The sequence below is a fragment of the Flavobacterium sp. FlaQc-57 genome, from assembly GCF_044007395.1.
GTDB lineage: Bacteria > Bacteroidota > Bacteroidia > Flavobacteriales > Flavobacteriaceae > Flavobacterium.
In genome coordinates this window covers 275,977-295,926 of record NZ_JBIPDA010000004.1, presented here as the reverse complement: position 1 = coordinate 295,926, position 19,950 = coordinate 275,977, and the positions used below count along the sequence as shown (strand labels likewise).

Genomic DNA, 19,950 nt, shown 5'->3' with positions numbered 1-19,950 from the left:
ACACATAGAGCTATGTTTGTTAATACAAGTGAAGCGCCTTTCATAGGTTTTCATAATCTATGATTCTATGTGTTAAAAATAATTACACCAAATGAGTTGCTATATTAATTTATTAGATCTATAACATTACAAATTTCTCAGAATTTCTTCAATGTCAAAAATGCGTTAAAAAACGCTCCGAATAGCAGTTTTTCGGCAATAAAAAATACTTTTGTGAAAACGAAAACAAAGTGATCCCTGTATCACTTATCAGTAACCGGAAAACATAATGGTATGGATTACGAAAAATTCATCTTCTGCCTCGAAGGCGTTCCTGACGTAGATAATAATGCAGTCACTCAAGTGGTTAAAAATCTTGAAGAAATAGCTATTGACCACGGCATTGCAAGTATCTACAAAACTTGTGATACAATTGAGGGATTAGAAGAAAGCTTGAATGTGTTACTTTATGAAGATCATAATTTTAAAGATTATGAAATTATTTATTTAGTAATGCCCGGCGAACCCAACAACATTTGCCTTCACGATTATTATTACAGTCTTGAAGAAATAGCCGAACTATTTGAAGGAAAGATGAAAGGTAAAATTATACATTTTGCCAATTTAAAAATTTTAGATTTAAATGATGAGGAAGCTCAATATTTTCTGGATATTACCGGAGCAAGGGCTATTTCTGGTTATGGATCTACTTATAATAAAATTGCAAGTTGCAGTACAATCGATAAAGCTTTTTTTAGCTTGTATCAGGAAAATGATGACATTACAGAAGTTGTGGAAGAACTATACCAAAAACATTATGCTTTATGCAAATTATTAGATTTTAGATTGTATTATTAGAACATGAAAAGCAAAACTGATGAAAAAATAAAAACATACGGTCCCAAAGGATTTCGTGAAAAATTTCTTGGTTTAGAAAATCCTTTACAGCTGCTTTTTAAATCCAACTCAGATCATTTCTTTTGTTTAAAAATGGAAGAAATGATGCAGCTTCGATACACTGTTCCTCCATCAAAACATAGTTGCCATACTATTCTTTTTGTAACTTCTGGAATACACATTATAAAAATTGGCTTTGAAGAATATCAGACCAACGCAAATGAGATTATCGTAGTTCCTGCAGGGCAAATTTTCTCTATCGAAAATATCAACACCAGACATGTTGGTTTCATTTGTCAATTTCATCCTGATGTTTTAATTGGAAAATATGGCAACAGCGAAATGTTGCGTGATTTTGATTTTCTTAAAATTGCAGGGAATCCAAAAATTATTGTTTCAGACGACAATTCTCCCTTTGTCACCAATCTTTTTAATCGTTTACAAGCGGCTTATCTTGAAACAGAAATAAATAATTTTGACATCGTTCAATCTTATTTGATGGCTTTGTTTTGCGAAATGAATAAAAACGCGACCAAAACATCTAAAAATGGTACCGCCGCTTCAGTAATTGCAACTAAATTCAAAGAGCTTATTTATGCCAATATCAAGACGCAACATCAGGTAAATTATTATGCTTCTTTGCTTAATATCACTCCCAATCATTTAAATAAATCTGTAAAGTCGGCAACAGGCAAGCCAGCAGCTAAATGGATTGAGGAAACCATTTTACTTGAATCTAAATATTTACTTTTTCAAACCACTCTTTCTGTCAGTGAAATAGCCATGCAGGTAGGACATGAAGATCAATCTTACTTTAGTCGTTTCTTTAAAAAACATGAAGGCATTACTCCTATTCAATACAGAAAATTGATTGATAAGTCCTAATTGTTGCTTGCAAAATCCTATCAATTCAAAATGCTTTTATTGAAATTTGCCAAATAAAAAAAGCAAATTATGATTTATGTTTTTAAAACATCGATTGATACTAAATCGAAATTAGAGTTCGCCAATACACTACTTAACGAATTACTGCCTAATGCTTATTGGAATTTTGACCTTGAAGATTGCGATAATATTTTAAGAATTGACAGCGAAGCAGAAATAAACGAAACGGTATTAAAAAATGATATTTTCGATTGTATCGAATTAGAATAAAACGCTTTTATCCCAAACTACTTTTTAACTTCAACTTATAATTATGGAAGCTGCATTGCACCAAAACAAAACATTTGACACGATTGATTACTCTGATCAAAAATTATCAGATAACGAATTTATAAATTGTGAGTTTATCAATTGTAACTTCTCAAAAAGTGATTTCAGTTACATCGATTTTTTAGACTGCACTTTTAAAAACTGCAACCTTTCACTTTCTACACTTAAAAATACGGGTTTAAAAAACATCAAATTTATTGGATGTAAATTGATGGGATTGGATTTTAGCTCAAGTAACAGTTTTTTATTTTCGATGTCTTTTCAGGATTGTCTTCTTGATTATTCGACTTTTATTTATAAAAAACTAAAGAAAACAAACTTTATTGATTGTTCGCTAAAAGATGTCGATTTCTCAAATACTGATTTGTCTTTGGCCGTTTTTAAAAACTGCGATCTTGCCAATGCTACTTTTCAGGATTGTATTTTAGAAAAAACAGATTTTCGCTCATCCAGAAATTATGCTTTTGATCCTTCTGAAAATAAAATTAAAGGAACCAAAGTATCGCATTCTGCACTTGCAGGATTACTTGAAAAATTTGATTTGGATATTGAATGATTTTTTCAATAAAAAAGGGATGCAAATAAACTGCATCCCTTTCTCAACTAAAAACTTAAATAATTTATTTTATCCAACGTGGATCTCCTACTTTATTGTCTTTTAAAGTTTGGTTACCTATTGTAAAATCTCCAGTCGCAGCACTTGTGAATTGTGGATTCAACGCAGTACCAGATGTATCTGGTCTGTTATTTGCAAGCGGAAGAGGATTCGCATTTAAATTTGGTGAATTAAAATAATTATTATTTGAAAAAGTAGGGTTCGCAGTTACCGCTTCTCTTGTATATGGTGCCGGTGTATTGGCAAACAATGTATTACGAACAACTATTACAGTAGTTACAAAACGTGTATACAAAATTGAATTGGCACTTGTTGCAAGCATATTTGGATTCAATATAGTACAACTATCAATTAACACATTTGAAGTTAAACCTGTAAGTCCCGCATCCATACGGATAAAATGTCTTGCTGCTGCAGTTGAAGATGTACAATTGTTGAAAGTACTGTTCTTAAGTGTAAGCTGTGCTACTTGAGAACCTCTTACGTCAATAAACTCTCCTCCAACTGTCAATATATTTGTAAGAACAGTATTGTCAACAATTATTGAAGTAATTTTAGCAGCAGCTAAATTTGCACTGATCAATGACACTCCATAATCATGTATATTACAACCACTTATTGATAGTGTACCATAAGTAACACTATTATCATTGTATTTAACAACTGAAACCGCAGCTGCGGCAGCTCCTTTGTCTCCTTTTAAATCTAAATCTATCAAACTCACATTACCCGATCCGGTACCTAATACAAAATTCACATGAAGTTTTGGCGTATTAGCAGGACGTAACCCTCTTAATGTAATTGATTTGTTCAAAGTAATTGCTCCAATTTGATTATCAGCAGTATAATCTCCAGGTTCTAAAACTAGTATAGCTCCTGATGCTGCATCTGCAATTTTTTGCATTAAATCATCTGTTGCCTTAACCAAAATACCGGTACCAATATCAATTCCTGTTGTAAAATTCACCACTCCTCTTTTCTTAGCACCATTTAACAAAATAGCTGTATAAGGCGTTTCACTTGTAAGACCAGTTATCGTTGCAACACCTGCAGTTTTTTCTGCCGCAGTAATAGTATGAATTATATTTCCAGGCATAACCGAAATTTGAGTAACCGTACTATTAGGTACCCATCTTAGCGTAACTTGTTTTGAATCAATATCTGCTGGTTGTACCGGGAAGAAAAGTTGCTCAGAAAGTGTTGTTGCCGTTACCACAGACCATTTTGAATCTGCTAATCCGTTTGTGACTGCCTTTACTCTTATCGAATAAGTAGTTTCACCTTCAAGCTGAACTGTTACTGGCAATTGAGATCCCGTAACTTGAAGTGTTTTATAGATCACTTTAAAATCTGGATCATCTGCACTAAATTCTACTGTATAATGATCCGCTTCCGGATTTACTGTCCAGTTAAGTTCAACAAATGTTTGAGTTCTTACTTTTGCTGTAAGAGCGATAGGAGAAAATTCTCTTGTATTTCCTATACCGTCTAACAATCCCTCATTATAACTTTCGCAACTTGAAACTGCAAATGCAAGTACTAATGTGGCTATTAATCCTTTTAGTATATATTTTGTTTTCATCATAATAACTTTATTAATTTTTTCTAAGATCTTAATAACCGTAATCGTTCTTCAATTGACCATTGCTTCCATCAAGAAACACTTGCCATATTGGCCAGAATTGTCTGTTGTCAGGATTAACGCCTGGTTTGTACAATGAATTTATCTTAGCGTCTGCCGCAGTTCCTGTCCAGGTCCAAGCAACAGCAGTATAAGCTATACCGGGATTTGTAGTTTCACCTCTGTTTAATCCGTAGATATCAAGAGATACATTATCTGCTTTAAATTTATAATATAAAGTAGCTGGTACATCTGCATAATCGCCTGTTCGAGTTGATAAAGCTGCCATTTTTACTTTAGCTTCATCTAATTTTACTTTTAACAAATTCCAACGAATTAAATTTTGTTTACGTTCCATCTCGCCAGTAAACTCATATTTATTCTCATTAACAAGAGCATCAAACATTGCTTGCTTACTAGTTAACGCATTTACATAAGCATCTACTTTAACTGCCTGTACTGCAGCAGGGAATGCTCTTCTACGAATTTCTTTTAAATAAGGTGCAGCTGCACCAGGGCCTTCTATTTCGTTAGCTGTTTCAGCAGCAATAAGAAGCACCTCTGCGTAACGCATGTAGATTTTATTAACTCCATCATCGTTAGTAGAAGTAACATAACGTTTCATCCATTCGTAACGGTATTTACCGAAATACCATGTATCTAGCGAACCAATTTCTTGTTTAGCAATATTACTAACTGCTGCTCCATACTTGTAAGGTACACAAGTAACATCTCTACGAGTATCAACTTGATCATAATCGTAAAAAACAAATGGTAATGGTCCCGCTACACCACCACGGTTAGCTCCATTAGCTTGAAATTGATCACTAGCCGCCGTGTGTTTTACAGCAAAAGTAAATAACATTCTACCACGTCCATCAGCAAAAGGAAGTTCCCAAAGAGACTCACCTCCGGCAGTAGTATTCTCCTCATTGTATTTTCTCCAAAATCCTTCAAAAGTAGATTCTAAACGAGCAGCACCACTTTGAATTACTTCACGAGATTCTTTTAATGCCAATGCATACATATTACCTACCGAAAGTTCTGGATCAGTACTTCTTCTTACTCCGTCAGGATATTGTTGAAAACCACTTGCTACCAACGCTAAACGAGCTCTAAATGCTTTTGTAAAAGCTTTATTTACGTGCTCTACAGTACCAGTATATGCAGTTTGATTAGGCCATGCAACTAAAGTTGTTGCTTCTCCTAAGTCTTTAATTAATTGTTTATAGATAACATCTCTACTTGATTTAGGCAAATACAAAGTCGCAGTAGTAATAGGCTCAAAACGAGCTGGAACATCACCCCATGCCTTAACTAAATCAGCGTAATAAATTGCTCTAAGGGTTAAAGCCTCTCCTAATAATTGTCCCATCTCTGTTCCAGGTAAAGGATTTCCATATTGTCGTAAACCCTGAATACAAACATTAGCACGCTCAATACCTGAGTACATCATCGAATAAGCATTATTAGTAGTGTTCATCTCAGTATTACCTGGCTTTGCATCATATACACACAAATCTGCCTTATCTCCTGAGGTTTGCGAAGTGTTATACCATTCTACATCTGTATTTAATCCATAATAAGGTAAAAAGCGCCCTCTGTAAGAGTTAGTTTCGGCAAACGGTACTTTTATTCCATCAATAGCTCCTTTTGCAAGACCTGCTGTAGAGAAAATCAAAGCCGGATCTAATGTTGATTGTGCAGGTGTATCTAGATAATCATCCTCAAATTGTTGACAAGAGCTGAATAAACCAGAAATAATCAATCCTGCTATTATTATTTTATGTTTCATTTTGTAATAATTTAAAATTAGAAATTAAGATTCATCCCAAAAACCATTTGTCTGCTTCTTGGATAAGGACTTGAATCAACCCCAGGTGTAAGTGGATTTTTTCTTCTTGTTGAAACCTCTGGATCAGAACCTGAAAAATTAGTCCAAACAAAAACATTGCTTGCTGTCAGATAGAACCTCAATTTAGAAACTCCAAGTTTAGATGTAAACATCTCAGGGGCTGTATACCCTAATGTTAAAGTATTCAATCTTAAAAACGATGCATCCTCAACTGCCCAATCAGTAAATATTGCACTTCTCATATATGGAGACCACATCGTAGTATTAGCATTAAGAGCCGTTAACGCAGCTGGATCTGTTACTAATTGTCCTGAAACTGGATCTAAATTTGTCCATCTCTTTCCATCAGCCATAGTAGAATTTAAATTTTTATACTGCCCTGAAGCGGTAGCTGTAGTAAATTCAATTTTATCAGCATTATATGTTTCATTCCCAATACTCCAGTTAAAAGCTGCCATTAAATCGAATCCGTAAGCATTTCCGTTAATAACAAAACCACCGGTACTTTTAGGATTCACATTACCAATAACTGTTTTGTCAGTTAAGTCTACCTTACCATCTCCATTAACATCTTTCAATTTCATATCTCCAGGTTTAAGACCACTTCCATCTCCAACTAAAGTAGTAGCAGTACTAACTACGCCACTTTTTAAAACGTATTTTCCTCCAACATAATCAAAGTCCGAAACTTCATATCTTCCATCATTTTTATAACCATACATTGAACCTAAAGAAGAACCAACCTCGATTAAGTAATCATCTCCAATTTGTGACGAAGCCCATCCTGTAGCCTGTCCAAAACTATTCATAACGCCTAATGAGTTAATACGATTTTTGTTTATTCCCATATTGAATGAAAAGTTCAATCCGTATTTAGCTTTTTCAATTGCAACAACATTTATAGTAGCCTCGAAACCTGTATTTTGTGTTTCTCCCATGTTACGATATTGAAAATCGTATCCGGATCCCGGAACTGGAAAATTAATTAATAAATCACTGGTAACATTTTTATAAACGTCAAAATTACCACTTAAGCGATTCTTGAAAAACCCAAAGTCCAAACCAACATTTTGAGTAACTGTTGTTTCCCATTTCAAATCAGGATTAGGCATTGTTTTAGAAGGCGCCCAAACACTAGTAACCCCGTTAATCCAAGTTGTTGATGTAGACTGAAAAATTTGAACTTGTTGTCCAACAGGTATATTGTTATTTCCTGCTTCACCGTAACTAGCTCTTAATTTTAAAAGATTTATAGCACTTTTATCTTTAAGAAAACCTTCCTCTGAAATTTTCCATCCCGCTGCAACAGCTGGGAAATATCCCCAACGATTTTGTTCTAAGAATTTACTTGATCCATCTGCACGAAATGTAGCTGTAAATAAGTATTTATTTTTGTAGTCATAATTTGCACGTCCAAAAAACGATAATAACCTGTCATCAGGACTGTAATAGTTGTCTATTGATTGTGGAGTTCCTTGTGTTGTTAATGTTTTTGCTTTATCAAAATCAAAAAACTTAGGATATCCATGAATTGTACTTGTTACAGTATTAGAAGTATAGTCAATACTTTCTTCACCTATAAGAGCACTTAAATGATGATTATCACCCATTATTTTTTTGAAATCATAATTCAATGTATTGGCATTTCTAAAACGCTGGTCTTTAGTATCACTCATAATCATTGCAGGCATACCTTGTAATGTACCTATTGGAGTGTTAGCTATATAATAAGTAGTTAGTCCGTAAAAACGATAATCTAAATTGCTAAAATTATCCAAACCTAAATCTACTTTCAATTTTAAATTATCTGCAAGCTCCCATCCAAAACTACCTAACATATTGTAGTTTTTACGAAACTGTTGACGATCATTATCAGAAACTGCTCTTAACGGATTTACCAATACATCTGTTCCATCTCCAGAGGTATCGTCTGAAGTTAAACCTGATACAGGAAGTGGCGCATAACCAACAATAGTACGCATACGTGAATCTGATGAAGACTTTTCATTTTGTTCGTTTACACCTCCACCATCAATTTCAGTGTCTGAGTAACGCATCGTAAAACTAACATCAATCTTATCCGTCAATTTACTTTTTAAAGCCAATGAAAGGTTATTACGTTTGTAATCTGAGCCTATCATAATAGCCTTTTCATCATAATGAGCGTAATTAAAATTATAATTAAGCTTATCTGTTCCTCCTCTGATTCCTAAATCACGGCTTTGCACCTCTCCAGTACGTCCAAAAATTTGTTTTTGCCAGTCATTACCTTTTAGTCCTTTGTATAGATCGTGATCTTGCCAATTTCCAAAATACTTAGTGTATGAAGCAGGATCAGAAGCAACTTTTGTTCCTGTTTGCGAAAGCAAAGCATATTCGTATTGCCATTTAGTATAATCTTCCGGTGCCAAAACATCAATTTCATTAGCTATCTTTTTCATACCGTAAAACATGTTGAAACTAACTGCCATTTTACCATTTTTCCCACTTTTAGTAGTAATGATAATTACCCCATTTGCACCACGTGATCCATATATCGCAGTTGAAGCTGCATCTTTCAATACAGTCATTGAGTCAATATCAGATGAAGAAATATCATTCATACTATTTATTGGAAATCCATCTACGATAATTAAAGGTGAAGCATCCTGAGTAAGAGAACCACCTCCACGAACTCTAATTTTTATATCCGCATCTGGAGAACCCTCTGACGCAGTTACCTGTACACCTGCTATTCGACCTGTTAATGCTTCAGCGACATTTGCCACCGGCACTTTTTTCAAATCGCTACCTGAAATACTAGACACAGCACCAGTCAAATCGGATTTTTTTGATGTTCCGTATCCAATTACAACAACTTCATTTAAGCTGTTAGAATCTTCAGTCATGACAATATCTACTTTCGTTTTTCCGGCAACAGCTACTTCTTTCGTTTTAAATCCTATAAAAGAGAAAGACAAAACCGCTTTAGGATTGCTAAGTTTTATCTTGTAGCGTCCGTCAAAATCAGAAGATGCTGCATTTTTTGTTCCTTTCTCTAAAACATTAACACCAGGCAAACCTAGTCCTGCAGCGTCTTTAACGGTACCTTCCAGTGTCACAGTCTGTGCACTCATTTTATTACTTGCCAATAAGCACAGTAAGAAAACAACTGCAAAGCAACAATTTGCTCCTTTGTTAAATAAATCTTTAAAATTCATGGTTGATTGTTTAAGTTAATTAATTTTTTTTCGTTTTGGTTTAAGTGATTTTTTGTGGTTAGTTTCAATTCATTCTTTATATAATTATTAGAGGCTTTTTTATTTCTAAGTTTTAAATCATTCAAAAAATAATACTAATTCTATCATTTTTCAGGCTTTAATACTTAATCGATTTCGGAGTCAAAAAAAATGTTGTAATCGATTACACAAACATAGATATTTTTTTTAAACGAAAAATAAAAATTCATAAAAATTTCATAAAAAAAATTACATATTAGAAATTTTAATGGTTTTTTATATGACATATGTAATTTAAGTCGCATATAAATATTAAATATATTTTTATTATTACTCTATTTGTTGCGATTTTGCAAAAAAAACAATCGATTACACTAAAACTATTTAGAATATCCTTAAGTGTTATTTTTACATTTAAAAAAAGTAAAAACTTAAAATTTCAGTCAATAAATCAAACCCAAAAAACTAAATCATTCAGCTTCATCGCTTATTTTTTCACTTCAAAAACAATATTATTCCTACTAATACAATATTTATTTGACCCGAATTGAAAACTAAACGCGAGAAAACCAAAATTATGGACAAAAAAAAGCCCTTAAACCGTGTTGGTTTAAGGGCTTTATCCTTATCAAAAATAAGCTAACTCATTATGCGCGTTGCAACTGCAAATTACTTTTGTGTTTCTGCATCAATATAAAAGTAATAACCATTCCGATAACAGCCATTCCCAGACCAATAAGATTTGGTGAAGCATAACTATATCCAGCGGTTAAAGGTAAACCTCCTAAAAAAGCTCCTAAAGCATTTCCGATATTAAAACTTCCCTGAAGCGCAGCGGAGGCGATCATCTCTGCACCTTTAGCCGTTTTAATCATCAACATTTGAATAGGCGCAATAACCGAGAAAGAAATAGCTCCGGTTAAAAAAGTCAGAAATAAAGAAACGTATTGATTAGAAGAAAACAAGTAAACCAAGATTAAATCAATCGACATTACAAATAATAAAGCCAACACCGTTGGTGCCGGAGAATATTTATCGGCCAATTTACCTCCTAAGAAATTTCCAACTACCATTCCGAATCCGGCTAAAATCAGGATATACGAAACATCTTCTGGCGAAAATCCAGAGACATTTGTCAATAAAGGCGCGATGTAACTAATCCAGGCAAACAGACCACCAAAACCAATTGCAGTAATTCCTATGATTAACCAGGCTTCCGTTTTCTTAAAAAATTGCAATTGCGTTTTCATATTCACATTTCCGCTTTTCTCTAAGTTTGGCATCCATAAAGAGATAAACAAAAACGTAAGCAAACCAACAACAGCTATTAATACAAATGTGTAACGCCATATAAAATTGTGTCCTATATAAGTACCAATTGGAACACCAATTAAATTAGCCAGAGTTAAACCTGCAAACATAATCGAAATTGCCTGAGCCTCTTTGCCTTTATCAGCCAAACGACTAGCCACTACCGCTCCTACTCCAAAAAATGCACCGTGCGGTAATCCGGAAAGAAATCTTGATGCGAATAGAAAATTATAAGTTGGCGCAATAATCGAAAGAGCATTAAAAACCGTTAACATCAATGCTAATATTAAAAGCATTTTTTTTGGAGCTAAATTTCTCCCTAAGATTACTAATAAAGGTGCTCCAATAACAACACCAAGCGCATAAGCTGAAATTAAATATCCCGCAACGGGAATCGAGACTTTCATATCTGAGGCAATATCCGGCAACAAACCCATCATAACAAATTCGGTAATTCCGATAGTTAAACCTCCTAATGAGAGTGCAATAAGACTTTTTTTCATTTGTTTTTACACGAAAGTAATAGACTTTCTATGGTGCAAATTTAACACCATTCCATTTAAAATAAGTTGTACATTTGTGATATAAACTTGTAAATTTACGTTATGCCTAAATTAAATCAATTCAAAACTCTGGTTATTGATGAATTTGAGGATGAGAAATTTCACCTTCCGCCACACACGCATACCTATTATGAAATTATTTACATCAAAAAAGGAAACGGAGTTCACCACCTCAACAATAACTTATTACCATACAAATCGGGAGATTTATTTGTAATTTCACCAGAAGACGAACATTATTTTGATATTAAAAAAAGCACCCGATTTTTCTATATTAAGTTTACTGACAATTATTTCAATTCTAATAGAAATCTTTTTTGTGATGATATGCACCTCAACACGCCTGAAGATTTTATGCGTGATAAATTACTTAAAGAAACTGTGCTAAAATTAGACGATCCGTGCAAGACGATTTTAAAAAATACAATCGAGAATATTTCGGCCTACAATTGTAAAATTGATGTTTCGACCTCACCAATCGTATTTTATCAAATCCTTTCTATTTTTGGTTTGATTAAAGAAACTATTCGTGGTATGAATTTACAAATGAAATCGACTCATATCGATTACGAGCAAATTGCTTCTTACATCCATCAGAATATTTACAATCCTAAATTAGTTCAGATAAAAGTCATTGCCAATCATTTTAATATCGCCGAAACTTACTTTAGCGCTTATTTTAAAAGAACCTTTGCAATTAGTTATCGTGATTATATTCATAATTTAAGAACTACTTTGATCGAAAAACGAATACATAACAACCAATTACCAATTAAACAAATTGCTTATGAATTTGGTTTTACAGATGAAAGCCACTTGTCTAATTACTTCAAAAAGAGAAAAAACATGAAACCAACTGATTTCAAAAAAACGTAAAATTTGAAATCTAAAATAGATAGTCGCTCTTAAAAAAATGGTTAAATTTGTATTTGTAAAGCACTTTAATTGACAAAAAAGATTCACATAGTATTACTCTTTTTAACGTTTGGCATCTTTTTGATGTCAGGAACGAGTTATGCTTGTGGAAAATCAGCTGAAAAAAAATCCTGCGAAAGCAAAACAACTTCGAAAGAAATAAAAGACGCCTGTCAAAAAGATTGCTGCAAAAAGGACCACAGTACAAATAAAGATCAACACGGCTGCAATGGAAAATGTGATCATTCTGGTTGCACCACTTCTAGCCTATTATACAGTTTGATTGCGATAAATGAATTTGACTTTGATAATAATTTATTCAATTTCTCTGCTGAAAAGCAAATTTCACTTCATAAAACCGCTAGTATTTCAGCCGGTTTTACTTCTATTTGGTTACTGCCAAAGATAAATTAATCACATTTCTGATAGCCATAATTGGGTTTTGTTACGAAAAACTACAAGCTAAAAAAACTTCTATCTCTCTGAATTTGAGAGACAATACTTTTACAAATAAATTATATAACTTAGAGTAAAATTAAACGCTCTATTAAAAATCTTATAAAATGAAAAAATCAATTTCAACTATAGCAGTAGCAATTACCTTATTGTTCTCTGCCAATTTCGTTCAGGCAAATACAATCAAAACAGAAACTACTACAATTGAAGATGCAGATTCTAATCAATTACAATCTGTTTATGATGCCTATTTTATCGTAAAAGACGCTTTAATTAAAAGTGATGCAAAATTAACTTCGGCAAAAGCCAAAGATTTACTAACTGCAATTAGTGCCGTAAAAATGGACAAATTGAAAAGCGACGAACATACTGCCTGGATGAAAGTCATGAAAAAATTGACTGCAGATGCCAAAAGTATTTCGACAACAACAGATTTAAAAAAACAACGCGAAACTTTCAAATCACTTTCAAAAAGTACCTACGAGTTAATTAAAGTTTCAAAATCAGCGCAAGTTGTGTACAAACAATATTGTCCAATGGCAGATGCTGATTGGTTAAGCAAAGAAAAAGCGGTTAAGAATCCGTATTATGGTTCATCGATGTTAACTTGTGGAAATGTGGTAGAAACCATCAAATAAATATGACTCTTTACATCAAAAACATGGTGTGTGGTCGCTGTAAAATGGTTGTGAAGTCTGAGTTTGAAAAACTCGGACTTCAGACTATTTCTGTCGAATTAGGCGAAGTCGAACTGCAAGACCCAATTACTGAAAATCAAAAAGAAGTTTTACTTAAAAACCTTCAAGCTTTAGGCTTCGATTTTATTGATGACAAAAAAAGCAAAACCATCGAGAAAATAAAAAACCTCATTGTCGATTTAGTCCATCATAAAAACAACGATCTCAAAGTTAATCTATCCGATTATTTAGTAGAGAACCTCAATCAGGATTATAGCACACTAAGTAATCTATTTTCAGAAGTTGAAAATACTACTATCGAAAAATATTTCATCAGTCAAAAAATAGAAAAGGTAAAAGAATTATTGATCTATAATGAACTTTCGCTAAGCGAAATTGCTGATATGCTAAACTACAGCAATGTGGCACATTTAAGCAATCAGTTCAAGAAAATCACAGGCTTTACTCCTACTTATTTCAAACAATTGAAGGATAAAAAACGCATACAGATTGAGAATTTGTAATTTTTTTTAAACCGCAAGGAACGCAAAGTTTTACGCAAAGAACGCAAAAAGTTTTTTAAGACAAAGCTTTGCGAACTTTGCGTTTTTATAAAAACTCGCATATCAAAAAACCTTTGCGCTCTTTGCGGTTAAACATTCTTTTTGTAAATCTTGCAAATCATTCTCAAAATTATACAAACCGATATAATCGTTACTTCGGAAATTTGCATTGTAATACTTTAAAAAATAAAAACAATGACACATCAATATGTAATTTCAGGAATGTCGTGCGACGGCTGCCGCAAAAAAGTTGAAAAAACTTTAAACTCGGTGGAAGGAATTCAAGCCGAAGTAACATTAAATCCTCCATTGGCTACTATAACAATGGAAAAACATGTTCCGACAGAAAAATTTCAAGAGGCTTTAACTGAAGCCGGAAAGTATACTATTGAAATGACTTCTCCACAAAAAACCTCAGACACAGCAGTTAAATCTTGTTGTTCAAGTCAGAATAAAGAGAGTCACGCAGGTCATGATCATAAAAAAAAAACAGTTGTAGCTCATAATCACAATACAACCGGCGTTTATTATTGCCCGATGCATTGTGAAGGTGATAAAACCTATGATAAACCAGGAGATTGTCCAGTTTGCGGAATGGATTTAGTTCCGCAAATTGCAGTCACCAACACGCAATTTACTTGCCCAATGCATCCTGAAATTGTTTCAGACGAACCTGGAGATTGTCCGATTTGTGGAATGGATTTGGTTCCGATGCAAGCTTCTGAATCTGAAGAAAACAAAACGTACTCTGACTTACTAAAGAAAATGAAAGTTGCGATTTTATTTACGCTTCCGATTTTCATTATTTCGATGTCAGAAATGATTCCGAATAATCCTCTTTTTAAAATTATGTCTATCGAAAGTTGGAATTGGGTTCAATTTCTATTTTCGATTCCGGTATTATTTTATGCAGGTTGGATGTTTTTTGTCCGTGCCTATAAATCAATTATTACCTGGAATCTAAACATGTTCACTCTTATTGGGATCGGAACTGGTGTTGCTTTTCTATTCAGTATTGCCGGAATGTTTTTTCCGGATATTTTCCCATCAGAATTTAAATCACATCACGGAACCATTCATCTTTATTTTGAAGCTGCAACCGTAATTATAACTTTGGTTTTGTTAGGACAATTATTAGAAGCCAGAGCACACGGACAAACAAACGGAGCCATAAAAGCATTATTGAAATTGGCCCCAACCGAAGCGACTTTGGTAGAAAACGGAAATGACAAAGTAATTTCGATTCACAACATTAAAAAAGGAGATTTACTTCGTGTAAAACCCGGAGAAAAAATTCCGGTTGACGGAAAAATAACAACTGGGGAAAGTAGTATCGACGAAGCTATGATTACCGGAGAGCCAATTCCGGTTGATAAAAAAGTTGGCGACAACGTAATTGCAGGAACTATAAACGGAACCAAATCATTTGTAATGATTGCTGAAAAAGTAGGATCAGAAACCTTGCTTTCGCAAATTATACAAATGGTAAATGATGCAAGCCGTTCGAGGGCTCCAATTCAGAAATTAGCAGATCGAGTGGCAAAATATTTTGTTCCCACAGTTGTCGCTATTTCTATTATTACCTTTTTCGTTTGGGCAAAATTTGGTCCGGAACCCGCTTATATCTACGGATTAATTAATGCCATTGCAGTATTAATTATTGCTTGTCCTTGTGCATTAGGATTAGCAACTCCAATGTCTGTAATGGTTGGCGTGGGTAAAGGCGCGCAATTTGGCATCTTAATAAAAAATGCTGAAGCATTAGAAAACATGAACAAAATAGACGTTTTAATTACAGATAAAACCGGAACTATTACTGAAGGAAAACCATCGGTAGAAAAAATATATGCCGTAAATAATAATGAAGATGTTTTATTGCAAAATATCGCTTCACTAAACAAAAATAGCGAACATCCTTTAGCGCAAGCCGTAGTTAATTTTGCTAAAGCTAAAAATCAAACTTTAGTTGAAGTTCCAGACTTTGAAGCTGTTGCCGGAAAAGGTGTTATTGGAACAATTAATGGTTCAAAAGTAGCTTTAGGAAATAAAAAATTGATGATTGAAGTTAGAGCTTCGATTTCAGAAGACATTGAAAACAAAATTGTAGCTGAACAAAATCTAGGAAAAACAGTTTCTTATATCGCGATTGACAATATCGTACTGGGATATGTAACAATTACAGATGCTATAAAAGCAACCAGCGCTAAAGCGATTAAAGACTTAATCGATCAAGGTGTTGAAGTAATTATGATGACAGGTGACAATGGCAATACCGCAAAAGCTGTTGCCGATCGCTTGCATTTAAGTTCTTTTAAAGCAGATTGTTTGCCCGAAGATAAACTGAAAGAAATTCAGCGTTTACAAGCCGAAGGAAAAATTGTTGCTATGGCCGGCGACGGAATCAACGATGCTCCCGCTTTAGCGCAAGCGAATATTGGAATCGCAATGGGAACCGGAACTGATGTTGCTATAGAAAGTGCTAAAATAACTTTGGTAAAAGGCGACCTAAACGGAATTGTAAAAGCTAAAAAACTAAGTCATTCGGTGATGAAAAACATCAAACAAAATCTGTTTTTTGCTTTTATATACAATGTTTTGGGCGTACCAATTGCAGCCGGAATTTTATATCCTGTATTCGGGATTTTGCTTTCACCAATGTTGGCCGCTTTGGCAATGAGCTTGAGTTCGGTTTCTGTAATTGTAAATGCTTTGCGATTACGCAATTTAAACCTTTAAAAAATCAAGATGAAACTATATACAATTATACTTGTCTTTTTGATCGCCTTTACTGCAAAGGCTCAAAAAGTAGTTCGTTACGATTTACATGTTCGGGACACGATTGTGAATTTTTCCGGAAAAGAAAAACGCGCCCTTACGGTTAACGGACAAATTCCGATGCCGACATTGACTTTTACCGAAGGTGATATTGCAGAGATTTATGTACACAACGATTTAAAAAACGAAGATACCGCCTTGCATTGGCATGGATTGTTTCTTCCGAATAAAGAAGATGGTGTTCCTTATTTAACGCAAATGCCAATAAAACCAGGAACGACTCATAAATATACATTTCCAATTATTCAGAATGGAACCTATTGGTATCACAGCCATTCGGGTTTACAGGAACAAATTGGTTTATACGGACTTTTCATTATCAATAAAAAGAAAGATGATACTACTTTTAGAAAAGGAATTGATGATTTGCCAACAGTTCCAGTCATTTTAAGTGAATGGACTGATTTGAAACCGGAGAATGTTCAGCGAATGTTACACAATGCCAACGATTGGTTTGCCATAAAAAAGGGAACTACTCAAAGTTATGCAGAAGCGATTCAAAAAGGTCAGTTTTCGACAAAAGTCACCAACGAATGGAAACGTATGAATGCCATGGATGTGAGTGATGTTTATTATGAGAAGTTTTTAATTAACGGAAAAAATGAAGATCAGCTTTCGCAATTTAAAGCGGGCGATAAAGTTCGATTACGAATTGCAAACGGAGGTGCTTCAAGTTATTTCTGGCTGACTTATGGAGGCGGAAAAATAACGGTTGTTGCTAGCGACGGAAACGATGTTGAACCTGTAGAAGTCGACCGATTAATTATTGCTGTTTCTGAAACGTATGACGTTGTGGTTACGATTCCTGAAGACAAAAAATCCTTTACTTTTTTGGCTACAGCCGAAGACAGAACAGGATCAGCTTCTTTGTTTTTAGGTGAAGGAACTAAACAACCCGTTTCACATCTTCCAAAATTAAAGTATTTTGAAGGTATGAAAATGATGAATGACATGATGAAGATGAACGGCGAAATGAATGATATGGGAATGAGTATGTCTCTTAACAAAATGGATATGAATGCCGTAATGTATCCTGAAATTTCGGGTGAAGATGAATCTGTAAAAACTGAAGATCATTCTATGCATAGCATGGAAGGCATGAAAATGGACGATATGAAAATGCCAACTGATACTTCTGAAGTTGCAGAAATTACAACTCTGAATTACGGAATGCTAAAATCTCCAACAATAACAACATTGCCAAAAGACGCTCCTGTAAAAGAATTACGTTTCGAATTATCCGGAAATATGAATCGATATGTTTGGAGTTTAGACAACAAAGTGATTTCTGAAACGGATAAGATCTTAATTAAAAAAGGCGAAAATGTTCGAATTGTATTGTACAACGGATCGATGATGCGCCACCCGATGCATTTACACGGACATGATTTCAGAATTCTTAACGATCATGGAGAATATTCGCCTCTGAAAAATGTGATTGATATTATGCCAATGGAAACAGACACAATCGAGTTTCAGGCAAATGCTGATGGAGATTGGTTTTTTCATTGTCACATTCTTTATCACATGATGGCGGGAATGGGACGTATTTTTACTTATGAAAATTCAGCACCGAATCCGTTAATTCATGATCCTAAAATGGCAGACAAAATGCTAAAAATGGACGATAGAATGTTCCACTTTATGGCCGAAAATGATTTTGCTTCAAACGGAAACGACGGAGAAGCTATGCTGGGAAATACTCGTTGGAGCATTGGGACCGAGTGGAGATTAGGATATAATGACAAACACGGTTATGAAACCGAAACACATATTGGTCGTTACATTGGTAAAATGCAATGGTTTATGCCTTTTATAGGTTTCGATTGGCGTTACCGAAAAATGGGAATGGATGAACAAGAACAAAATATGTTTGGTCAGACGAATACAAAAGACAATCGTTCGGTTTTTAGTGCCGGTATGGAATATACTTTGCCAATGTTAGTAAAAGCACAAGTTGAAGTATATACTGATGGAAATGTGAGAGTACAATTTGAGCGAAAAGATATTCCGCTTTCAAGTCGTTTGCGCATGAACTTAATGTGGAATACAGACAAGGAATACATGGCTGGCTTAAAATATATAGTCGCGAGAAACTTTGGAATCACTACACATTATGATAGTGATATGGGAGTTGGTTTTGGGGTTAATCTGAATTATTAAGTATTGAACTACCATGTAATACTTATCTTTTTAATCTGTCATTAAAAAAAATTACGCCCTGAAAAATATTACAAAAACATTAACAAAATTGTAAGAATCAACTCTTAAAAATGTTATTACATTTGAGCCATTAAACGTACCATTTCAACTAAAAAACAATTTAAATTATCTAAAATGACAAAAGTAATTACTGTTCTGACTATTGCTGTGTTTTCAATTGGTGTTAGTGCTCAAGAAACTAAACCTACTAAAAAAGAAAAAGATAAAAAAGAATCGTGCTGTACTAAAAAAGCCAAAACCGAAAAGAAAGATAAAAAAACATGTTGCGTTAAAAAGTAACTCGAAAATATTTCAACAAAAAAGACCTCAAGTAATTGAGGTCTTTTTTTATGTTTAAAATTCTGAATAGCCGTGGTAAAAAAATTATTTCAATCTTACACTCCATTCAAAATCCATTTCAGAAACCTGAATTCCTTCTTCATTTGTTCCAATAGATTTCATCCAGAAAGTTTGCCCCTCGCCTGTTGCAATGGTTCTTTTGATCGCATCTGCAATTAAATGTCCGTCGTTGCAAACAAATGTAATTCTGCCAGTCGCTTTTTTGGTAAAGTTTCCCTTATTATTAGCTACAAGCATCGAGATCTTTTTACCGCTTTCTTGAATTTGCGAAATAACCAATGCTCCTGTTGTTAATTCTGCTGCCATTGCCTGAACTGCAAAGTACATCGAGTTAAAAGGATTTTGATTTATCCATCTGTGTTTTACACTTACCACGCATCTATCTTTGTCGATTGCCTTTACACGCACACCACAAATATATGCCGATGGTAATTTGAATAACACAAATTTGTTGAGTTTTGAAACTGATATTGCCATGGTATTTATTTTTTTATGTAAAAATACAAAAAAACTATGCACGCACAATAAATTCCATTTACTTTCCTAAATCATCAACAAAATCAATACTTGACAATGATTTCCAATCAATTATACAGCATTTTAAAATTTTAACTTTGTTAATATTTTGTTAATATTTGGTACTATGCAAAACAAGATACTGTCTTTT

Annotated in this window: 16 protein-coding genes; 11 read left to right on the top strand and 5 right to left on the bottom strand. The window is 33.9% G+C overall.

The genetic code is table 11. The features are described 5' to 3' along the window. Positions 1–273 precede the first annotated feature (273 nt). From ACHRVZ_RS14765 to ACHRVZ_RS14750, 4 genes are all read left to right on the top strand, one after another. Positions 274–837 carry a DUF6642 family protein gene (locus ACHRVZ_RS14765; protein WP_395423377.1) on the top strand — a complete coding sequence of 188 codons (564 nt, stop codon included), beginning with the start codon at positions 274–276 and terminating at the stop codon, positions 835–837. A gap of 3 nt (positions 838–840) precedes the next feature. Then, entirely contained in the window at positions 841–1,761 is a 921-nt protein-coding gene (locus tag ACHRVZ_RS14760) for a helix-turn-helix domain-containing protein (RefSeq protein WP_395423376.1), read from the top strand. A gap of 69 nt (positions 1,762–1,830) precedes the next feature. Next, entirely contained in the window at positions 1,831–2,031 is a 201-nt protein-coding gene (locus tag ACHRVZ_RS14755; protein ID WP_395423375.1) for a hypothetical protein, read from the top strand. Between the two features lie 43 nt (positions 2,032–2,074). Then, positions 2,075–2,647, top strand: a complete 573-nt coding sequence (locus ACHRVZ_RS14750; protein WP_395423374.1) for a pentapeptide repeat-containing protein — start codon at positions 2,075–2,077, stop codon at positions 2,645–2,647. A 64-nt stretch (positions 2,648–2,711) separates the two neighbouring features. On the opposite strand, the gene ACHRVZ_RS14745 is transcribed toward ACHRVZ_RS14750, so the two are convergent. The 4 genes from ACHRVZ_RS14745 to ACHRVZ_RS14730 form a co-directional block, all read right to left on the bottom strand. Continuing rightward, positions 2,712–4,292 carry a DUF4957 domain-containing protein gene (locus ACHRVZ_RS14745; RefSeq protein WP_395423373.1) on the bottom strand — a complete coding sequence of 527 codons (1,581 nt, stop codon included), beginning with the start codon at positions 4,290–4,292 and terminating at the stop codon, positions 2,712–2,714. A 28-nt stretch (positions 4,293–4,320) separates the two neighbouring features. Beyond that, the gene (locus ACHRVZ_RS14740; RefSeq protein ID WP_395423372.1) at positions 4,321–6,123 is read right to left on the bottom strand and encodes a RagB/SusD family nutrient uptake outer membrane protein; all 1,803 of its coding nucleotides are present in this window, start codon (positions 6,121–6,123) and stop codon (positions 4,321–4,323) included. Positions 6,124–6,140: 17 nt separating this feature from the next. After that, on the bottom strand, positions 6,141–9,383 hold the full coding sequence (locus tag ACHRVZ_RS14735) for a SusC/RagA family TonB-linked outer membrane protein (protein ID WP_395423370.1): 3,243 nt from the start codon (positions 9,381–9,383) through the stop codon (positions 6,141–6,143). A 665-nt stretch (positions 9,384–10,048) separates the two neighbouring features. Next, the gene (locus ACHRVZ_RS14730; RefSeq protein ID WP_395423369.1) at positions 10,049–11,215 is read right to left on the bottom strand and encodes an MFS transporter; all 1,167 of its coding nucleotides are present in this window, start codon (positions 11,213–11,215) and stop codon (positions 10,049–10,051) included. Between the two features lie 102 nt (positions 11,216–11,317). On the opposite strand from ACHRVZ_RS14730, the gene ACHRVZ_RS14725 reads away from it, so the two are divergent. The 7 genes from ACHRVZ_RS14725 to ACHRVZ_RS14695 all read left to right on the top strand — a co-directional run bounded on the left by ACHRVZ_RS14725 (position 11,318) and on the right by ACHRVZ_RS14695 (position 19,223). Next, positions 11,318–12,151, top strand: a complete 834-nt coding sequence (locus tag ACHRVZ_RS14725; protein ID WP_395423368.1) for an AraC family transcriptional regulator — start codon at positions 11,318–11,320, stop codon at positions 12,149–12,151. Between the two features lie 69 nt (positions 12,152–12,220). Further along, positions 12,221–12,604, top strand: coding sequence for a hypothetical protein (locus ACHRVZ_RS14720; protein WP_395423366.1), 384 nt, complete (start codon positions 12,221–12,223; stop codon positions 12,602–12,604). Positions 12,605–12,753: 149 nt separating this feature from the next. Beyond that, positions 12,754–13,284, top strand: coding sequence for a DUF3347 domain-containing protein (locus ACHRVZ_RS14715; protein WP_395423365.1), 531 nt, complete (start codon positions 12,754–12,756; stop codon positions 13,282–13,284). Between the two features lie 2 nt (positions 13,285–13,286). Further along, a complete protein-coding gene (locus tag ACHRVZ_RS14710) occupies positions 13,287–13,847 on the top strand; it encodes a helix-turn-helix domain-containing protein (protein WP_395423364.1) in 561 nt (186 codons plus the stop codon). Between the two features lie 234 nt (positions 13,848–14,081). Further along, positions 14,082–16,622 (top strand): heavy metal translocating P-type ATPase, encoded by a 2,541-nt coding sequence (locus tag ACHRVZ_RS14705; protein WP_395423363.1) that lies wholly within the window; start codon positions 14,082–14,084, stop codon positions 16,620–16,622. Between the two features lie 9 nt (positions 16,623–16,631). Next, entirely contained in the window at positions 16,632–18,884 is a 2,253-nt protein-coding gene (locus tag ACHRVZ_RS14700) for a multicopper oxidase domain-containing protein (RefSeq protein WP_395423362.1), read from the top strand. A gap of 174 nt (positions 18,885–19,058) precedes the next feature. Beyond that, positions 19,059–19,223: a hypothetical protein gene (locus ACHRVZ_RS14695; protein WP_395423361.1), complete on the top strand. Its 165-nt coding sequence runs from the start codon at positions 19,059–19,061 to the stop codon at positions 19,221–19,223. Positions 19,224–19,307: 84 nt separating this feature from the next. On the opposite strand, the gene ACHRVZ_RS14690 is transcribed toward ACHRVZ_RS14695, so the two are convergent. Then, positions 19,308–19,760 carry a DUF4442 domain-containing protein gene (locus ACHRVZ_RS14690; protein ID WP_395423360.1) on the bottom strand — a complete coding sequence of 151 codons (453 nt, stop codon included), beginning with the start codon at positions 19,758–19,760 and terminating at the stop codon, positions 19,308–19,310. Between the last annotated feature and the right edge of the window lie 190 nt (positions 19,761–19,950).

Excerpts from the sequence above, each read along its gene's own strand:
- ACHRVZ_RS14765 (WP_395423377.1), top strand. The coding sequence starts at position 274 with ATGGATTACGAAAAATTCATCTTCTGCCTCGAAGGCGTTCCTGACGTA.
- ACHRVZ_RS14760 (WP_395423376.1), top strand. The coding sequence starts at position 841 with ATGAAAAGCAAAACTGATGAAAAAATAAAAACATACGGTCCCAAAGGA.
- ACHRVZ_RS14755 (WP_395423375.1), top strand. The coding sequence starts at position 1,831 with ATGATTTATGTTTTTAAAACATCGATTGATACTAAATCGAAATTAGAG.
- ACHRVZ_RS14750 (WP_395423374.1), top strand. The coding sequence starts at position 2,075 with ATGGAAGCTGCATTGCACCAAAACAAAACATTTGACACGATTGATTAC.
- ACHRVZ_RS14745 (WP_395423373.1), bottom strand. The coding sequence starts at position 4,292 with ATGATGAAAACAAAATATATACTAAAAGGATTAATAGCCACATTAGTA.
- ACHRVZ_RS14740 (WP_395423372.1), bottom strand. The coding sequence starts at position 6,123 with ATGAAACATAAAATAATAATAGCAGGATTGATTATTTCTGGTTTATTC.
- ACHRVZ_RS14735 (WP_395423370.1), bottom strand. The coding sequence starts at position 9,383 with ATGAATTTTAAAGATTTATTTAACAAAGGAGCAAATTGTTGCTTTGCA.
- ACHRVZ_RS14730 (WP_395423369.1), bottom strand. The coding sequence starts at position 11,215 with ATGAAAAAAAGTCTTATTGCACTCTCATTAGGAGGTTTAACTATCGGA.
- ACHRVZ_RS14725 (WP_395423368.1), top strand. The coding sequence starts at position 11,318 with ATGCCTAAATTAAATCAATTCAAAACTCTGGTTATTGATGAATTTGAG.
- ACHRVZ_RS14715 (WP_395423365.1), top strand. The coding sequence starts at position 12,754 with ATGAAAAAATCAATTTCAACTATAGCAGTAGCAATTACCTTATTGTTC.
- ACHRVZ_RS14710 (WP_395423364.1), top strand. The coding sequence starts at position 13,287 with ATGACTCTTTACATCAAAAACATGGTGTGTGGTCGCTGTAAAATGGTT.
- ACHRVZ_RS14705 (WP_395423363.1), top strand. The coding sequence starts at position 14,082 with ATGACACATCAATATGTAATTTCAGGAATGTCGTGCGACGGCTGCCGC.
- ACHRVZ_RS14700 (WP_395423362.1), top strand. The coding sequence starts at position 16,632 with ATGAAACTATATACAATTATACTTGTCTTTTTGATCGCCTTTACTGCA.
- ACHRVZ_RS14695 (WP_395423361.1), top strand. The coding sequence starts at position 19,059 with ATGACAAAAGTAATTACTGTTCTGACTATTGCTGTGTTTTCAATTGGT.
- ACHRVZ_RS14690 (WP_395423360.1), bottom strand. The coding sequence starts at position 19,760 with ATGGCAATATCAGTTTCAAAACTCAACAAATTTGTGTTATTCAAATTA.